Source organism: Trichocoleus desertorum ATA4-8-CV12, assembly GCA_019358975.1.
In the GTDB taxonomy this organism is placed as follows: Bacteria; Cyanobacteriota; Cyanobacteriia; order FACHB-46; family FACHB-46; genus Trichocoleus; species Trichocoleus desertorum_A.
Window position 1 is genome coordinate 119,010 of sequence record JAHHIL010000001.1, and the last position, 17,793, is coordinate 136,802.

At 50.1% G+C, this 17,793-nt stretch carries 19 protein-coding genes and 1 pseudogene; 18 read left to right on the forward strand and 2 right to left on the reverse strand.

The genetic code is table 11. From position 1 onward, the window contains the following. Positions 1 to 22 precede the first annotated feature (22 nt). Complete coding sequence (locus KME12_00590; GenBank protein ID MBW4486264.1) at positions 23 to 307, reverse strand: acylphosphatase; 285 nt, start codon at positions 305 to 307, stop codon at positions 23 to 25. Between the two features lie 220 nt (positions 308 to 527). Between KME12_00590 and KME12_00595 the strand changes: the two genes are divergently transcribed. The 12 genes from KME12_00595 (at position 528) to KME12_00650 (ending at position 11,675) form a co-directional block, all read left to right on the forward strand. After that, on the forward strand, positions 528 to 1,016 hold the full coding sequence (locus KME12_00595) for an Orange carotenoid protein (GenBank protein MBW4486265.1): 489 nt from the start codon (positions 528 to 530) through the stop codon (positions 1,014 to 1,016). Positions 1,017 to 1,274: 258 nt separating this feature from the next. Beyond that, entirely contained in the window at positions 1,275 to 1,643 is a 369-nt protein-coding gene (locus tag KME12_00600) for a DUF1823 family protein (GenBank protein MBW4486266.1), read from the forward strand. Between the two features lie 70 nt (positions 1,644 to 1,713). After that, positions 1,714 to 2,199, forward strand: a complete 486-nt coding sequence (locus tag KME12_00605; GenBank protein MBW4486267.1) for a hypothetical protein — start codon at positions 1,714 to 1,716, stop codon at positions 2,197 to 2,199. 60 nt (positions 2,200 to 2,259) lie between these two features. Further along, on the forward strand, positions 2,260 to 3,453 hold the full coding sequence (gene bioF / locus KME12_00610; protein ID MBW4486268.1) for an 8-amino-7-oxononanoate synthase: 1,194 nt from the start codon (positions 2,260 to 2,262) through the stop codon (positions 3,451 to 3,453). A 161-nt stretch (positions 3,454 to 3,614) separates the two neighbouring features. After that, entirely contained in the window at positions 3,615 to 3,812 is a 198-nt protein-coding gene (locus KME12_00615; protein ID MBW4486269.1) for a hypothetical protein, read from the forward strand. Between the two features lie 554 nt (positions 3,813 to 4,366). Continuing rightward, positions 4,367 to 5,884 carry a hypothetical protein gene (locus KME12_00620; protein MBW4486270.1) on the forward strand — a complete coding sequence of 506 codons (1,518 nt, stop codon included), beginning with the start codon at positions 4,367 to 4,369 and terminating at the stop codon, positions 5,882 to 5,884. Positions 5,885 to 5,979: 95 nt separating this feature from the next. Beyond that, a complete protein-coding gene (locus KME12_00625; GenBank protein ID MBW4486271.1) occupies positions 5,980 to 7,449 on the forward strand; it encodes an S-layer homology domain-containing protein in 1,470 nt (489 codons plus the stop codon). Between the two features lie 150 nt (positions 7,450 to 7,599). Further along, positions 7,600 to 8,064, forward strand: a complete 465-nt coding sequence (locus KME12_00630; GenBank protein MBW4486272.1) for a CBS domain-containing protein — start codon at positions 7,600 to 7,602, stop codon at positions 8,062 to 8,064. An 82-nt stretch (positions 8,065 to 8,146) separates the two neighbouring features. Further along, positions 8,147 to 8,812 carry a HEAT repeat domain-containing protein gene (locus KME12_00635; GenBank protein ID MBW4486273.1) on the forward strand — a complete coding sequence of 222 codons (666 nt, stop codon included), beginning with the start codon at positions 8,147 to 8,149 and terminating at the stop codon, positions 8,810 to 8,812. A 745-nt stretch (positions 8,813 to 9,557) separates the two neighbouring features. Continuing rightward, positions 9,558 to 10,328 (forward strand): PEP-CTERM sorting domain-containing protein, encoded by a 771-nt coding sequence (locus tag KME12_00640; protein MBW4486274.1) that lies wholly within the window; start codon positions 9,558 to 9,560, stop codon positions 10,326 to 10,328. Positions 10,329 to 10,793: 465 nt separating this feature from the next. Further along, entirely contained in the window at positions 10,794 to 11,243 is a 450-nt protein-coding gene (locus KME12_00645) for an anti-sigma regulatory factor (protein MBW4486275.1), read from the forward strand. Positions 11,244 to 11,417: 174 nt separating this feature from the next. Next, complete coding sequence (locus tag KME12_00650) at positions 11,418 to 11,675, forward strand: hypothetical protein (GenBank protein ID MBW4486276.1); 258 nt, start codon at positions 11,418 to 11,420, stop codon at positions 11,673 to 11,675. A 30-nt stretch (positions 11,676 to 11,705) separates the two neighbouring features. On the opposite strand, the gene KME12_00655 is transcribed toward KME12_00650, so the two are convergent. After that, positions 11,706 to 12,035 carry a hypothetical protein gene (locus KME12_00655; protein MBW4486277.1) on the reverse strand — a complete coding sequence of 110 codons (330 nt, stop codon included), beginning with the start codon at positions 12,033 to 12,035 and terminating at the stop codon, positions 11,706 to 11,708. A gap of 90 nt (positions 12,036 to 12,125) precedes the next feature. On the opposite strand from KME12_00655, the gene KME12_00660 reads away from it, so the two are divergent. The 6 genes and pseudogenes from KME12_00660 to KME12_00685 all read left to right on the forward strand — a co-directional run bounded on the left by KME12_00660 (position 12,126) and on the right by KME12_00685 (position 17,784). Then, on the forward strand, positions 12,126 to 12,551 hold the full coding sequence (locus KME12_00660; GenBank protein ID MBW4486278.1) for a hypothetical protein: 426 nt from the start codon (positions 12,126 to 12,128) through the stop codon (positions 12,549 to 12,551). Positions 12,552 to 12,573: 22 nt separating this feature from the next. Continuing rightward, positions 12,574 to 13,968, forward strand: a complete 1,395-nt coding sequence (gene asnS, locus KME12_00665; GenBank protein MBW4486279.1) for an asparagine--tRNA ligase — start codon at positions 12,574 to 12,576, stop codon at positions 13,966 to 13,968. A gap of 188 nt (positions 13,969 to 14,156) precedes the next feature. Next, positions 14,157 to 14,336 (forward strand): annotated as a pseudogene (locus KME12_00670) (cryptochrome DASH). Between the two features lie 336 nt (positions 14,337 to 14,672). Further along, positions 14,673 to 15,233 carry a sugar O-acetyltransferase gene (locus KME12_00675; GenBank protein MBW4486280.1) on the forward strand — a complete coding sequence of 187 codons (561 nt, stop codon included), beginning with the start codon at positions 14,673 to 14,675 and terminating at the stop codon, positions 15,231 to 15,233. Between the two features lie 116 nt (positions 15,234 to 15,349). Then, the gene (locus KME12_00680) at positions 15,350 to 16,330 is read left to right on the forward strand and encodes a 1-acyl-sn-glycerol-3-phosphate acyltransferase (protein ID MBW4486281.1); all 981 of its coding nucleotides are present in this window, start codon (positions 15,350 to 15,352) and stop codon (positions 16,328 to 16,330) included. A gap of 26 nt (positions 16,331 to 16,356) precedes the next feature. Further along, a complete protein-coding gene (locus KME12_00685) occupies positions 16,357 to 17,784 on the forward strand; it encodes an amidase (GenBank protein ID MBW4486282.1) in 1,428 nt (475 codons plus the stop codon). Positions 17,785 to 17,793: the final 9 nt, after the last annotated feature.

Consider the following 17,793-nt stretch of genomic DNA (forward strand, 5'->3'; position numbering starts at 1 on the left):
GGGTTACTTGTTCAGCGGGTAGTCAGCGACTTGCATGGAATCCCTGAATGCCTTCTGGTTCTTCGTGCTCCACTTTGACTTCTTGCACGATTGCCATACGTGGCCCTTTGTGGCACCACCGAATCATCTCTTCTATCAGTTCTGGGGGGCCTTCAAAGACTGCTTCCACTCTGCCATCGGGCAAATTCTTGACCCAGCCATTAACTCCTAGAGTTTCTGCTGCCTGACAAGTTGACATGCGATAACCGACACCTTGGACTCGCCCAGAAATCCAAACATGAACTCTGGGATGCTTAACGTTTGCCATTTAGCTGCCCTCTCATGCGAAATCTAACACTCACAATCGATGCTTAAACCTGACTCTTAGCCTTATGGATGTAGGTTTCCCCTTAGGGCACTATCAGAAATTGACCTCTGCCCACAGTGGGGTTAAAGGCGATTATTCTAATTAGAAGCTTATGCCTTGAGCGGGGTTAAGCCCACTGTACCGCTTGTTAAATTTCAGAGGTTGTTAATTTCAAGCTCCTATGACATACACTGACATTGCCCATAATCAAAAGCAAGCGATTCAAAGCTTTCAAGGTTTTGATGCAGATACTCAACTAGCGCTCCTGTGGTTTATTTATGAGGAGTTGAAGGGTTCTCTCACACCCAAAGGTGGCCCTGATACTTCTGGTTTCGCGATCGCTCAAGGGATCGTCGATCGCATTCAGCAATTGCCTCAAGAGCAGCAGGTTCAAGCTCAACGAGATGTTGTGTCAGGTCAAGCCTCGGAGTTTGGCACTGCTTATGGAGACTTCAACTCCAGCAACAGACTCGCTTTTTGGTATCTCTTAGCTCAAGGGATGGAGAACGGTCAGATCGTCAATGTTCCCTCTGACTATCAGATGTCTGGTGATGCTCAAGAGTTCTTTAATGCGATTAAAGGGCTAGAGTTTAATGACCAAATTACGTTTATGCGGAATGTGGTTTCTTGTATGGGTCCTGAGCCCAAAGAAGGCGCTGTTTTCACCTAAGGTTTGGTGAGCTAAATCGTCTTTAAGAGAATTTTTGGTCGTTGCATTCTTTTTTGAGATGCCGAAAGAGCTTGGGGGCACCTGCCCCCAAACCCCCGCTGGGGGACGCAGCCGTCCCCCAGACCCCCTCCAGAAGGGTTTTGGGTATGGTTGTTGTGAGTTTCTAGGGGATGGGGAATTAGGAAAGTTTTTTGGGTTGAATTTGAGGTAATTTTTTAGATCGGGCTAAAAATTCTACGAATTCTGTGGGTTCGTTTTATGTCTGATCTACCGCCTCTGAATACTGACACTGTCTGGGATATCCTGAATGACAAAGTTGATGATGCGATCGCCAATCGTTTGGTGTGGCACTGTTTAGGTTATCGTTACGATGATGCGAATGGACGGTGGGATGCTATGGGTGTGGCTCTAGACTTGCGAGAGGCTTACCCTGAACCTCCGGACTTTATTGAGAGTCGGCCTGCGACGGTGAGGCTGACGCGATCGATTCCGGCGGAACATAAGCAGTTGCTGAAAGAACAGTTAGGGTTTACGGGCTATAAGGTGGGTGAGCTAGTGCCTCGGTTGACGCGCCGCGCTACGATGGCCAACTGGTTACTCAGCTACCTACGCACTAAGAGTGCTTAGTGGAACAATTGTAGACAGCAGACTTGTCTCTATAGATACTGGGGATTTGTGTTCTCCCTAATCTGGGGCAATGTCTATGTTTTCTGCGCTGCTCTCGTCTTTGGTTTTAGCGGGCCAATTTGGTGTGACTGTTTCACCTACCATTACTGCCCCGGTGAATCAGCATCATTGGGGCTATCCTGGCTATCCTGGCTATCCAAATAACGGCAACATCATTATTATTCAGCCACCGCAGCAGTTTCAGCCGCCTGTACTTGTGGAATTTGATGCGCTGGGTAAGGACTGGGGAACTGTGTGGATTAATGGTCAAAAAATCTACCGTCCCCAACTTTATAATCGTCGTCAGGTCTTGAATTTGGCTCCTGGCAGTTATCGCGTTGTCCTGACAGGGATTACCAAATACGATGTTTGGTCTGCGGGTTATCTGAATGTGGGCCGTACGGGTACGCTGCGGGTGGTGTTTTCCAAGACGGATGGCGTTTATGTGCAAGGCGACCCTACTGCCTGGTTGGGCGATCGCGATGTCCGCAACGGGATTGAAGTTTGGCAGCGCTAATTCTTTCTAGTAAGTCCTGTGGTAAGTATCTTAAGCCGTATTTAATCTCTATAAGCAAGCATGGCTACGGACCCCTACGCCTGGTTGGAGCAATCTCTAAAGACAATTCATCGAGCGGATTGGTACCGTTCGGTGCAAACGATTGAGAGCCAAGCAGGGCCTGTAGTTTGTTTGGCAGGACGAGAAGTGCTCAACTTTGCCAGCAACGATTACTTGGGGCTAGCCAGTGACGATCGCCTGATTCAAGCTGCGATCGCGGCGACCCAAGAGTTGGGTACGGGGAGTACCGGATCAAGGCTCATTACTGGGCACCGGGAGCTACATCGGCAGTTGGAGTTGGCGATCGCGGCTCTCAAGCAAACTGAAGATGCTTTGGTGTTTAGTTCTGGCTATTTAGCGAACTTGGGCGCGATCGCAGCTTTAGTGGGCAAGCGCGATTTGATTTTGTCGGATCAATATAACCACTCCAGCCTCAAGAATGGAGCTATTCTCAGCGGAGCCACGGTGACAGACTATGCTCACTGTGATGTGGCTGATTTGAGAGCCAAGCTTACTCAGCAGCGAGATCGCCACCGTCGCTGTTTGATTTTGACGGATAGCGTCTTTAGCATGGATGGTGATCTCTGTCCCCTGCCAGAACTGATCGCGATCGCTACCGAGTTTGAGGCGATGTTGTTGGTAGATGAAGCCCATGCGACGGGCGTAATGGGAGCAACAGGAGCAGGGTGTGTGGAGCAGTTTGGCTGTACTGGGCAACCTTTGATTCAAGTTGGCACTCTGAGCAAAGCTTTGGGTAGCCTGGGCGGCTATGTGGCTGGCTCTGCTACTTTGATTGATTTCTTGCGGAACCGCTCTCCCAGTTGGATTTACACCACAGGACTTTCTCCGGCGGATACTGCCGCTGCCTTAGCCGCGATCGCGATCGTCCAACAAGAACCAGAACGACGGGCTCAGCTTTGGCAGAATGTCACTGATCTAGATCAATTAATTCGGGAGAGTTTAGGGAAGGCGATCGCAGCTTCACTTCTCAAGCCTCTACCGTCTGCCTCCCCGATTCTTTGTTTTCAAGCGCCAGATGCTGCCACGGTGCTTCGCGCAGGCCACCAACTCAAACAAGCGGGAATTTTTGCTTCGGCCATTCGCCCCCCGACTGTCCCGACTAGCCGGATTCGGGTCACAGTGATGGCTACTCACACCTCAGCTCATTTGCAGCAGTTGGCTACCGCTCTGAGCCAGGTTGCATTACAAACTTGATACTCTACAGGCTCCAGAAGACATATCTAGAAGTAAATCTATCTTTAGGGGATTGACTTATCTGCTTAGGTTGCAGATAAAGACAAGCGCTTTGGCGGTTTTTTCACCTTTACAGAATTTTTAACCTAGAAACTCTATCTGTAAATTATTTATGCGTAAAGATGGCCAAAAAAATAGTGCTTACCTGTTCTCAACTTCCGTCTCACTTGCCCTTGGGTTATCAGTTCTACGAAGCACCAGACTTTGTTGAATGTGAGCTATTGGAAGGAGAAACCTCACAAGAAGCTTTGGCCAGGGCCAAGACGGCAGGTCTAACAGTCATTGGATGGAACGTCAAAACGCTGAACGGCAAACTATAAGGACTTGGGGCTCCGCTAAAAAGGCCGCAAAAACACGAATAAGCTTCACAGAAGTCAATATTTCATCACAAAACAACTAAATAGTTAAATGAGATTAAAGGAATCAATTTCAAGACTTCGAATTCTCTTGGCAGCGAGAAGGTCTGGAGGCTTGGAGTAGCTTTACTGCAAAGGAACTGACTCTAAACCGTCAGCAGCAGCGATTGGAAGTTAGACCGCACGCGATGTCTAACTATTGCTATCAACTGACGGTAGTTGAGTTACCTTAACAGTTGCCGAGGACTACCAACAACTTAAAGAGAGCGATCGCCTATATCACGGTTATCAGACCCAAGGTTCTGATAAATTTCGTTTTTCAATTAAGCGTGGCTGGTTTAGTAGTAAATTGGCATCAATCAGTAGATGTCAGTTGTCGCTTGGTCTCAAGCACTTCGATCTATCGAGAGAATGATTTTTAGCCGCGATCGCCGCTAGAGGTTTAAGTTTTTTTAATCAAGCGGGCAACCTGAACTCAGAGAGGGTTTGTTCGCGTCTAAACACCCAAGTTAGTTGACATGCGCCATCTTTCCTTATTGCTGTTGGGGCCTTCACTGTTGAGCTTGCTGATCCATCATCCGGCGGTGGCGCAGACTGATGCTATTCCGACCGAGGTGATTCGCGCCCAAGGGTTTTGGCCCCGAGCCCAGCAACTTGTGCAGGAACAGATTCTGCTAGTCAACCGCATCGAACGCGCCGTTGCTGAACCGGACCCCAACCAAGTGCGAGCCGCCAGAGGACAGTTGACCTTGCATACCGTTGCGGTGGAGCGGTTTCTCAAAAACCAGTATCCTCTACCGACATTGCTCTGTGCGCCTGCCAGGGTACGAGTTGGCGATCGCGAAGAACCTTTTACCGTGGGTTCTGGTCTCAGCCAGTCCCAGGGAATGGTTTACTGTAACTTGCATCAATCGACTCAGCGATTGGCGTCTCTTGGTAATCTGCTCGATCGCCGCCTCTACATGCTGGCTTCGGTCGCAGAGGTAAAGCCGTTGCGCCTGGTGGGAGAACGCCAAGCTCCAAGTTTGCCAGGAACTCCGACTCAAAGCCCTAACTTAGGCAAACCAGCTACTTACCGCTATGGGACTGCTCCTACCTTGCCCGCTGAGGAGCCACCCTTAATCGGCCAATCTGCCAAAACTGCGATCGCTGATTATGTGCCGCCTATGCCCCCCGCGATCGCCCCTCCTCCAGAAGCCGCTCCGGTTTTGGAGTCGATCAAGCAACTATTGGCTCGTACCCAAACTGCTTTCCCTAGTGCCGTGAGCTTCTCTACCCCGACTCGACAAGTCGAAGCGCTAGACCAATACGCCTACGGCCTCTATCCCAAAGAACGTCAGCTGTATGCTGAGTTTCTCGCTCAACCGAACACTGGAATTGCTCGTGTCTTGTTGTCGGAAGCTTATCGCCCCCAACCCAGCGCTTTACAAAATCGTTTGCAACCCCCAGTAGCTGAGCGCTTTCCGTTTGCTCCCTTGGTACAGTCTGGGGCGCAATTTACCCCCCGATTTCTGATGGAGATCGAGAATGGTCGCTTTCAACTCGCGCAGTCTGGACTGAATTACGGTTTCATGGCTCCGATCGGAGATGTCGCCCTAGAGTCCTTGCAACCTACCCTGCCACCTAGCCAAGTAGATCTGACTCCAGACCTGCGGCAATTTTTCCTCACCTATACCCCACCTACCCAACTCGACACGATCCAAGCCGATCGCCGTCGCTTTTTCAGCGGAAAAGTTAGCAACTTGGCGTTGAGCGAACCGTTGATGAGCCAAGCTCCGATTAGCCTGAATCAAACTTACTTGGTGCGATCGCTGCAATTCCAAATGCCAGAAATTGTGATGAGCGGAGAACCTGTGTCTCGTCGCGATCGCCGCTATCTAGATCTATTACTAGAAACGCCTAGTAGCGATTACCTCTTAGCGTTTCGGCCCATGATCCGTCACTCCGATGGCACCTACACGGTTTTGTGGCGAGTCTTGCAGCAGTTTCCAGACCCGCAAATTCAGGATCTAGACCAGCACGTCAATCTGGATTGAGGTAGCTAATTTATAGTTGGGACCAATCTGCGCTAGCGTAGGGATTGATGTTCACTGTTTAGTTCGCTGTGCTACCCAATCGATGCCCCGCTGTATTGGCTGGCTTGGCTGCCTCACTGCTCGTTGTGTTGACGGCTTGCGCCAATAGCCCCACAGGTAATGCTTTCAAGGACTCTCTAGCTGCCGACTCTAGGTTGCAGGAAGGTGCTGGCAACGTGGGGCTGTCGGGGAGGGATGGGCAAGCTACAACCGATGCCAATCGACCCGCTGACTTTCCGGCGGAAATTCCAATTTATCCGGAGTCCGAATTGCAGGACATTGTCCCCGTTGCTAGTCCTAGCCCTGCCAATCCTGCCGCGACCAATCCTGGGACAAATTCCACCACTGACGAAACGCAGCCAAAGGCATCTGGACAAGCCCAGTGGACGAGCGGCGATCCGAGTAATGCGGTACAAAGCTTTTATCTCCAACAGTTTCAAACCAATGGATGGCAACTGGTAAGCCAAGCGACTCAAGATTTACCTGCTACTTTGGTAGCGCGTCGTAATGGTTTGCAGGCGACCGTGACGATTGGGGCTACGGCTGCTGTCCCGCCACCGATATCCAGCGATCGCCCAGGAAACTCAACCCCTACACCCAGCGCTACTCCCCTTCGTAGCAGCTCGGCTACCAGCACCGTTTTCACAATTGACTACGCTGACGAAGCAGGCAGTGTTTCACCTCAAGCCGTGAATGCTAATGCTGGGCCGCAACCCGGTGATCCTGATTTTGTCGGGCCTATTCCTACTGGAGCCGCCACGACTGCCACGGCTAGCCCAGCTCCTGTGACGACCAATGCTCAAGGTTTCACTGACCTCAATAAAGCTCCTCAAGAACTGCGCTCCTATATTAAGGACTTAGCGCAATTGGGAGTTTTACCCCTCCGCTCCAGCGATGCCAAAAGCACGACTGCCAAGAACTCCAACCTTTTGGAGCCAAACAAAATCATCACCCGCCGCGAGTACGTCCGTTGGTTAGTCACGGCGAATAACCGAATTTATAGCGATCGCGCTGGACAGCAGCTTCGCTTGGGTTCTAACAACGCCAAACCTGTATTTCAGGATGTACCCAAAAGCGACCCAGACTTTCAAATGATTCAGGGACTAGCGGAAGCAGGGATTATTCCTAGCCCGCTGTCAGGTGATGCTACTGCAGTCAGTTTCCGACCCGATGCACCCTTAACCCGAGAAGTGATGTTGCTGTGGAAGTTGCCCCTCGATACTCGGCAAGCTCTGCCCACAGCCTCCCTGGATGCCGTGAAAGAAACCTGGGGCTTCCAAGATGCAGCAAAAATTGACCCGAAAGCACTGCGAGCCGTTTTAGCCGATTTTCAAAATGGCGATCTTGCTAATATTCGTCGAGCTTTAGGATACACCACGCTCTTTCAACCTAAGAAATCAGTGACACGGGCGGAAGCTGCTGCAACCCTTTGGTACTTCGGCTTCCAGGGGGAGGGATTATCGGCTTTAGAGTTGCTGCAAAATCAGTCGAGAGTGACGGCATCTCCTAGCCCTGTGGGTCCCTAAGGAACGGTTGGTTATTTGAACAGCATGACCAGAGAGCGGCCACCTGAATAAAATTCTCGTAAGATAAATCTCCGTAAAACTCCTTCGGTTGATCCCCAGAATTGCCTAGAATGAGGCCAGAGCCCTATTAGGAGAGGCATTTGCTCAAATATGCCCAAAACTGTTGCGGATGTCATGAGTCGCAATCCCATTACCGTTAAGCCTGAAACCCCCCTTCAGGAAGTGGTTCAGATTTTGGCAACCCGACGAATCAGCGGTCTTCCAGTCGTCGATCAGTCTGACAAATTGATTGGGGTTGTCTCGGAAACCGACTTGATGTGGCAGGAAACTGGAGCCACGCCCCCAGCCTACATCATGATCCTAGATAGCGTAATTTATCTAGAAAACCCAGCCCGTTATGAGCGGGATTTGCATAAAGCATTGGGGCAAACCGTTGGAGAAGTGATGAGCCGCGATCCGGTGACAACTAGCCCTGATCAGCTATTGCAAGACGCAGCCCGTTTAATGCATGAGCGGAGTATCCATCGCTTACCCGTTTTAGATCCCAATGGCCATGTAGTTGGTGTCTTGACACGGGGTGACATTGTCCGAGCGATGGCTGCTCAGGCGGATTAACAAAACCGATTGAAAAACATTGGCTGCTCAGACATTTAGTGTTGAGATTGCCATTTCCATACCAAAAGTGAGATTAATCGACATGACTGTTACTCCTGAATCTGTGCAAGCCTTACTGCACTCAGAGGACTTCGGCGATCGCCTACGAGGAGTGAATCAACTCCGCCAATTAGAGCCTGCTACCGCCTTTCCGCTTATTCAAACCGCAGTAGCGGATAGTAGTGCCAGAGTGCGTTACGCCGCTGTCAGCCAGCTTTCTTCTTTAGGAAATCACGACTTAGCTCAAACAGCCACAATTTTGCGCGATCGCCTACACAATGACCCCGAACCTGACGTGCAGGCTGCTGCTGCCGACTCTTTAGGAGCTTTGAAATTACAGGATGCTCTGGGAGACTTGCAGGAACTTTATCAAAAGACCCCGGAATGGTTAGTACAGTTCAGTATTATCGCGGCCCTCGGAGAACTCGGTGATCCCCGTGCTTTCGGTCTTTTGGAGACAGCCCTGACTTCTGGTAACGACTTGGTAGAAATGGCTGCAATCGGCTCCTTAGGAGAACTGGGTGATCCTCGGGCAATTCCTTTGTTAGTGTCCTATGCGTCTCATCCTGATTGGCAAGTGCGTCATCGCTTGGTACAAGCCTTAGGTCGGCTAGGTGGTACGGAAGCCAATTCAGCATTAGCAACTTTGGCTCAGGATGAGGTGCCTCAGGTAGCTCAGGATGCTCAAGAAGCCTTGCAATCCGCCTGAAGTCATAAATTTTCTGCAAAGCTGGCATGTCTTTTCCCTAAAGGCTAGCTCTTAGGGAATAATTCTTGGACTTGACGAGTCAATAATGATGGGAGGTTGTCGATCGCAGCCCCAGATAGGATTTTAGAAAAACAGTATTTAGCTAGACCCACCCCTTAGATACAGGGTGGGTTTTATTATGACTCTAAAAATTACTAGAGAACTTACGTATTTACACTTAGAAAATTTTGGCGTAAGGACTGACCCAAACGACCAAATAATAACAGCACTGATTAAAGCCTCAGCAACTCAACACCTTTTAGATTAAAGAATACGTGAAGATTGGCGTCCCACGGTGGTACTTCCCACTAGCCGTGTATAGAGTAGATACGGCAGGGTTAAGCACAAGACAGTTCCATTTAGGTAGGTAGCAGTTTTAACACTTGGTTTTCAATAGCTGATTAAGTTGAAACTTTGGTGTAATTCCTAGTCTGAATTACGCGATCGCTACAGCAACCTAGCTGGACAGATATGAGTTCTACACCAGTTGTATTGCTCAGCTCTCAGTTCAGCTCTAGGCCGTTCCGCTCCCTGGATCTACCGCCCCAACAGATGCACATATGTATGCCTACGTATGGGGTTCCCTAAGCCTGACTTCATGAGTCCAGCTTGCCCATCTACGCTCTCACGAGTTCCAAAGACAGTAGTTGTCTTTTTATTTAAAGCAGCCCTCGCCAACGTCACGCATTACTTACGGAGACTTGACATGAATTTTCGCAAATCTTTAGTAGCAGCTGCTGTAACTGCCTCTACGGTAACTATTGCTGCCTCATCTGCACCTGCTCAGGCATTCTCATTTACTACTCAATTCACTGGTACCCCACCCACTAAGGACATCATCCTCACGTCAGTTAAGTTCAATGGCCAAAAAGTTACTGATTTTAGCTTGGTAAGCAGAGCTCAAATTCTACAGAACGATCCATACACACGAGGTAACTCTGGCGCAGCGAGTTCAGACATTGGTGACAAGGCTAGTGGCACTAAGCAAGAAAGCGCTACCAACGATAGTATTGTTGCAAGTTTAGGTAACCTCAACCTCAACAATATTATTGATACAGAAGACAAAGGTTCTTTCAAAATCAACCTCTTTTTTGAAAAAGCAGTTGATACTCTGTTCCTGTGGGAGCGTGGTATGAACAGCAAGCTCGGACTTCAAGCTATTAATTCTGCCGGTACTTTGATTGGCAATTTCCTCGAGGTTGATTCTTCTACCTTCGTTAATGCTAGTTATAGCATTGACACAAAAGAAATTGGTGAGGCTCAAAACGTTGGTTCCTTAGGCCTCAACCTGAGTGATCTAGGTGTCGGCACATCAGCGATCGCAGGAGTCCAACTGGTTTCTAAATCTAGCTACAACGGACCTGACTTCAAAATTGTTGGCGCTACAGTTCCTGAACCGTCCACAATGGCAGGTTTGGGCTTAGCAGCGGGTGCCTTCCTCACTACTCGTCGCCGCAAAGCAGGTCGAGCTTCATAATACGACCCATCCAACCCGCACTATAAGTTTCCTTAGGAGCTAGGAGTTGCCATACTCCTAGCTCCTAGCTTTTGTGTGCTTACAGCACATCGGCTTTATTCGATTCTGCACTAGCATGGCTTTGAATCCTGCCGCTGGCTATATTTTCAAGTGAAACTTTGGTACAATAACAACAGTAGGTTAACAATTCTAAAAAAATTAAGGGCCTGAGACACGTTGTCTTTCAGGCAGCGTAGACTAAGCTATAAAAAATTAGCTCGTTTCAGTCCTGACCTAATTAGTAACTACTGCAATAGCTTTCAGTAATTACCATAGTGTTAGGTTGGGAGCTTCCTTCTAGTGCTTAAAGGCATGACACTAACTAACTCAGGCTTGAGCAACAGAAGGTTACTAGGTTATTCTCAGGGTGATTGCTTAACAAACCTAAGGTTTGTTTATCCACCTGAAAACTACGGGGTTTTTTAAGTGATTGCGGTTTCACTTCGGCCTGTAGGGCGTAATTGGGGCACTGTTAGCTTTGCTTCTACCCTCTATCTCTACCCAGTTCTGGATTTATTGCTTGCAGAAGTTCCAGCCCAGTGGCAGTCAGAGATTCGTTTAGGATTGCAAGAAGCATTGGTGAATGCAGCAAAGCATGGCAACAAGCTAGACCCCAGTAAAACGGTCTTAGTTCGTTTCTCAGTGGTAGAAAACCAGTATTGGTGGGTCATTTCGGACCAAGGCTCAGGATTTGCACCGCCTGTTTCTTGTAGCTCTGGCTGTTCGGAACACTTACCTCAAAACGAAAAAGAATGCGGTCGGGGCCTATATATTCTTTACCAAGTGTTTGACCGGGTGCAGTGGAATGCGGCTGGGACCGAGCTGAGGCTATGCAAAGAGGTTAACAATCGCTTCAGGTTGCCTCTAGTTCGCTAGTAAATTTAGGCTTTTATATTTAACCTCCCAGTTTGGGGCACTCTATTTGAGGCAGGCTTGTTTTGGGTAGCATATGCGGTAACGTGGGCTACTATTTTTGAATGCTCAGGCACTCGTTTTCCTGAAACTCAGTCACTTGTGTCAGGATTCTCGTTGAAAAATATGGTTAAACCTATGAAACGATCGCAAAACTGTTTACTTCGTGCGAAAAATCTAGATTTGTTTTTGTTGGCTGGATGCTCCTGCCTCTTGACCTTGATCTACCATCCAGTAGCTGAAGCATTTTCTGAATCTGGGGTCATTGTGAAAGGCCCAACTGCGGCGGTTACAGCGATTGTAGAAACTGAACCCCGTCGCTTAAACGCAATTCAATTAACGCTGCCAGAGCGGAAGCTTGATCCCAGTCAAGATGCAGAAGTAGAGCAGAGCTAAAATACTCTGGTTAATCTGTTTTTAGTTGCTTCAGCGTTCAGCGGCTTCAATCTCGGGAGCAGAGCTGGCTGAGGCGTTGGCTTGGCGATGGCCATGCGTCGGGCACGGAGGCGCTGATACAGAACGGTCTAGCCATCCAGTGGCTTGGTGGAAACGGGCTAAAGCTTCTTCCGGTTGATCTTTGAGCAAAAAAACTAAAGCGGCGGCAGCTTGTTCGCTAGCACGCACTTTCCGGTTAGACTTTAGCCGATGCCAGTCCATGTCTGTTAAAGTCAGGCGAGCAGCTAGCGCTTGGGCCAGTTCGAGGGTACTAAATTCTTGCAGACGTGCGGTCTGAGGGGCCGTGAGACCTTGAGCGATCGCGGCTGGTTTGGAGGTTGCATCCGGCATAAACAGTCCTAAAGGCGTGTGATCTGGGTTGGCATCTAACCCTACTTTACTATTGTTGTCATGAAGCTACCGCCAGAATCGTCATCGCCTTCTCCACAAGAACCGGATGCAGAGCTGACCCAGGCTGATGAATCTTCCACCACTTTCGAGCAAGAGTTTGAGCAAGAAGTACAAGCACTAGAGCGATCGCTGCAATCTCTCAAAGAGCGTTACACTCAAATTCAGGACGACCAATCCCGTCAAAACGATCTGCAACAGCGCTTAGACCAGGTGCAGCGTGACTTGCGACGGACGCGATCGCAGGAAATACGCCAAGAACTCCAAGCAGAACTCAAGCAAATTCGGCAGCAGTTGGATGCTTTGGAAGTGGCGCTAGAAAGTCGGTTACTTTCCTGGAACAGCCTTAAGGATGTGTTCTGGCAAGCAGTGCGTTTTGGTGGTTTGGGCGTTGTTGTAGGCTGGATTTTGAAGTCCTGTACGAATTAGCCCCCGATTTTAGTGTTTAACGATGATAGCGACACGACGGATTGCAGAAGTATTGCGCAGCGGTGAGCCCAATGAAGCGATCGCTGTTCAAGGTTGGGTTCGGACCAAGCGAGAGTTGAAGGGTTTTGCCTTTGTAGAAGTCAACGATGGCTCCTCTCTAGCCAGCTTACAAGCGGTGCTGAACCAAGACTTGCCCAACTATGCGGAAGTGCTGAAGCAGGCCAACACGGGTGCCTCGATAGAGATTTCTGGAGTTTTAGTTCCTTCTCAAGGCAAGGGACAGCGAATTGAGCTGCAAGCCCAATCGGCAACAGTCTATGGAGAAGCCGATCCAGAAAGCTTTCCCCTCCAGAAAAAGCGGCATTCGTTTGAGTTTCTCCGCACTATTGGCCACCTGCGTCCTCGTACTAACACCTTAGGGGCTGTGTTCCGAGTGCGGAATGCTTGTGCCGCTGCAATTCACGAATTCTTCCAAGAACGCGGCTTTTTGTGGGTGCATACCCCTGTAATCACAGCTAGTGACTGTGAAGGGGCAGGGGAAATGTTTGCGGTCACGAACCTGAATCTGAAGCAGGTGCCGCTCACGGATGCTAAAGAAATTGATTATAGCCAAGACTTTTTCGGGAGACCTGCTTACCTAACGGTGAGTGGACAGCTTGAAGCCGAAATTATGGCAATGGCGTTTAGTAATGTCTATACGTTTGGGCCGACGTTCCGGGCTGAGAACTCTAACACCTCCCGCCACTTGGCTGAGTTCTGGATGGTAGAGCCAGAAATGGCTTTCTGTGACCTAGAAGGCGATATGGATTTGGCAGAGGCGTTCCTAAAGCACATCTTTAAGATGGTGCTGGAGCGCTGCCCAGAAGATATGGAGTTTTTCAATCAGCGGATTGATGATACGGTGCTGGCGACGGCGGATAACATCATCAATAACCAGTTTGAGCGGCTGACTTACACGGATGCGATCGCTCTTTTGGAAAAATGCGATCGTAAATTTGACTACCCGGTGGAATGGGGTCTAGATTTGCAGTCGGAGCATGAGCGCTACTTGGCGGAAGAGGTGTTTAAGAAGCCTGTAATCTTAACGGATTATCCGACGCAGATTAAGGCGTTCTATATGCGCCTGAATGAGGATGAGAAAACGGTGCGGGCAATGGATATTCTCGCGCCCAAAATCGGGGAGATTATTGGCGGTTCGCAGCGGGAAGAACGTTTAGATGTCTTGGAGCGCCGGATTCAAGCGCAGGGGTTAGACCCGGAAATTTATTGGTGGTATCTGGATTTGCGTCGTTATGGAACGGTGCCGCACGCAGGCTTTGGTTTAGGGTTTGAGCGGTTGGTGCAGTTTATGACGGGGATGACGAATATTCGCGATGTGATTCCGTTCCCGCGTACGCCGTTGAGTGCTGATTTCTAAGCTTGGGGATGGTTTGAGGAAATCCGAGCCTTGAGGGCACCTGCCCTCAAACTCCCGCTGAAGGACGGCTGCGTCCCCCAGACCCCCTCCAGAAGTAGCTTTTGGTCTCTTAATTTCTCTTGCTGAAAGGAAAGAAGACCCGGAACGCTTTGAGTTATGGCGACAAGGACAAACGGGTTTCCCGCTGGTGGAAACTACAACCTGTCGAACAACAGCGCTTCAATGTCAGAATTGGCGTGGATTATCTGCGTCCGGTGGTAGATCTATTCAAGTCGGCTGAAGCAAATGAAAAAATCTACAACGCTGCTACTCCTAGGCATCAACGCCCAACTTCTAAGCGTAGTGGTAAAACGGCACGACTGCGGTAATTGGCGCTACTACTGGCAGTAGAGGGTTGTAAAAAAATGGGCAAGGCCATGACGAGCAAGCCGATTAAGAAGAGATAGGCTGCGAAGTCAAAGATGGCAAATCCTTGAGAACCATGCATTCTAGTCCGAAACAGCCCTTTAGTCTGAAACTTTGTATGCATCGGTAGTTTGCCCTGTGAGGAGGTGGCGGGAGGAGATGCTTGCAGTATGCCCATTGGCAACGTACTCCTCTCGCTTCATCCACCTAGCTGAACTATAAATCAGGACAAAGGCGATCGCTTCTTAGATCGGGGCTAAGATTCGCACAAGTGTTGGCTGTTGGCCTAGGAGGGGTGGATGAAAAGCGAAAAGGAGAAGATGTTGGGCGGCGAGCTTTATGACCCACTCGACCCTCAACTTTGTGATGAACGCCGTCGTGCCCGCCTGTTAATCAAGATGCTGAATGATTCCCGCGATGACCAGCCAGAGGAGCGTCGCCGCATCATCCAAGAGTTATTCAAAACCACAAGTGAAGAGGTTTGGATTGAACCACCATTCTTCTGCGACTATGGCAGCAACATCACGCTTGGCAGCAAAGTTTTCTTTAATTTCAACTGCGTCGTTTTAGACGTTGCCGAAGTTTTAATTGGTAGCAACGTGATGTTTGGGCCTGCGGTGCAAATCTACACAGCAACTCATCCTCTCAGCGCAAGCGATCGCCGTACAGGGTTAGAACTGGCTAAGCCCATAGAGATTGGGTCAGATGTCTGGATTGGCGGTGGTGCCTTGATCCTTCCGGGTGTTCAGATTGGTGCGGGTTCAGTCATTGGGGCAGGGAGTGTAGTGACAAAGAGTATTCCAGAGGGAGTACTAGCAGCAGGCAATCCTTGCCGCGTCATTCGCGAGGTGAGGGACTAGATTCGGGTAGAGAGCGATCGCCTCTAAAAATGGCGAAATTAAAGCATTGTGGAGTGATCCGGTGAGGGTAATTTTTTACCCTATACTGGCTAGACATTCTCAGGCAAATTGGGAGCATGAGCAGTCCCCCCTCTGAGCAGCCAACTTCTGATGCGACGGGTAAATTGCCGCACGATAACCAGGAAGCCACGCAAGCCCTACCTGAGTTAACTCCAGCAGTGGTGCAGCGGGTGCAAGAGGGACTGGCAGCAGCTCGCGATCGCGCAGTTCGAGCCAGTATCCAATTAGCGCTGAATGAGACAGAGGCGATCGCGAAGGGTCAGTTTGAGCGACCTGTCTCGGGTGAGGTGCGGCGGCAGGTGTTGCGATCGCTGATTCACAGCTTGTTTCAAGTGCGGGTGGAGTATGCAGAACGAATTCCGCAAGGGCCAGCTTTGCTTGCGGCTAACCATCTCAATCACATTGACCCGTTCTTGCTGCTCTCGGAAGTTCCGGGTGAGCCGTACTATCACATCTTGGCGGATGCTCGAACGCTGTATAACAAGGGGTGGAAGCGGCAGGTATTGCAGCAAGCGCGAGGAGTGATTCCGGTTGAGCGGCGGTGGCGAGAGGAAATTGCGGTGATTGCAGCGGCTCAGAGCGATCGCCCAGATTTGGCTGATTTGGCGTTGGCGTTGGAGCGGGATGTTCCGGCAGGAAATGCGATCGCGGCGTTGCGGCAAATCGATCGGGCGGTACAAGCCATTTTTGCTCATGGGGATGGCCTCATCTTATTTCCGGAGGGGGGATTGGGCACGCTAGAAGGACAGTTGCGTCTACCCTTAAAACGGGGAACCGTGATCTATGCGTTGCGGGCAGGAGTACCCATTGTGCCAGTCGCTTTAATTGGCACCCAAGACCTCTATTTTCGTAAAACTTTGACCGTCAGGTTTGGCGAACCACTACAGTTTCCGCCCTCCCATCGTCCCAAACCTCACGAAGCCCAAGCCGCCATAGATGCCTTACAAGTGGCATTACTGCAACTCTTGCCCCAAGATTACCAGGAGCCTCAAGGGGTGAAGCTGTTCCGCCGATTTCTGAATCATCTATTTTGGTAAAGTATCGCGATCGCTGGAAATGAAGTATGGATCGAACTGAGTTAGCCTTTACCCCTGTTGTTGAGCAAGCGCAACTGATTCGCGCCAAAACAGTGTCACCGCTGGACTTGGTGGAGCTATATCTAGAGCGGATTCAGCAGTTGGATGCTCAGCTTGGTAGTTATTTCACTGTCATGGCAGAGCAGGCGATCGCAGATGCCAAAGCCAAAACCGAGACTTTAGCTCAGAACCACAGTGTTGATGATCTGCCACCTTTTTTCGGGGTGCCGATTTCGATTAAAGATTTGAATGCAGTGATGGGGGTGCGTTGTACCTTTGGCACTCCGGTAATGAAGGACAATATCGCCAATTATGAAGACGGTGTGGTGACACGGATCAAGCAAGCAGGCTTTGTGATCTTGGGCAAAACGGCGACTTCTGAGTTGGGTTCCTTCCCCTACACCGAACCATCAGGATTCCCCCCAGCTCGTAATCCTTGGAATTTGGATTACACACCGGGCGGCTCTAGTGGCGGTGCGGCGGCGGCAGTAGCAGCAGGGCTATGTGCGATCGCTCAAGGCTCCGATGGCGGCGGCTCGATTCGGGGGCCAGCGGCTTGTTGTGGTTTGGTTGGCATCAAACCTTCTAGAGGTCGTATTACTCAGGCACCTGTGGGCGATCGCCTCAGTGGGATTGCCACTAATGGCCCTTTGGCTCGCACCGTCGCGGATGCAGCGGCTCTCTTGGATGTGATGTCCGGTTATACCACAGGTGATCCTTATTGGCTCTCGGACCCCAATCCTTCCTTCTTCAAGGTAGCAGAGCAAGCCAAAGCTACGGCTGAGCAACCTGTACCACCGCTCCGAATTGCGTTTTCGACTGCTGTGCAACCGATTGGAGAAGCTGACCCTGTTTGTCAGCAAGCGGTTTTAGATACAGTGAAGTTGTTGGAAAGCATGGGGCATCAAGTCGAACCGGATTGTCCTGATTTCACGGATTTAGTCGAACCGTTTACCGTGGTTTGGCGATCGGGTGTGGCGGCATCTGGAATTCCGGGAGAGTATCTGCAACCGATGAATCGCTGGATGCTAGAGCAGTCTGGCTCTTGTGGAGAATATCTGCAAGCGGTGGGGATGATGCAGACGATCGCCCGTCGCATTGTTGCCTTCTTCAATACCTACGATGCGTTGGTGCTGCCTGTCTTTCTGCACTCAACGATTCGGGTGGGAGAATGGGCTGACTTAGACCCCGCTACCACTTTCCAGAAAATTACCAACTGGGTGGCTCCTTGTCCGCCGTTTAATGCCAGTGGTCAACCTGCGATCGCCATTCCGGCAGGATTTGACCCGCGAGGGTTGCCTGTGGGTGTGCAAATTGTCGGTCGTCCTGCGGCTGAGTCTACTTTGATTGCTTTGGCGTCTCAGATTGAAGCCTTACAGCCTTGGAGCGATCGCCGTCCTCCCTTCGCGCTTTGACTTAATGTG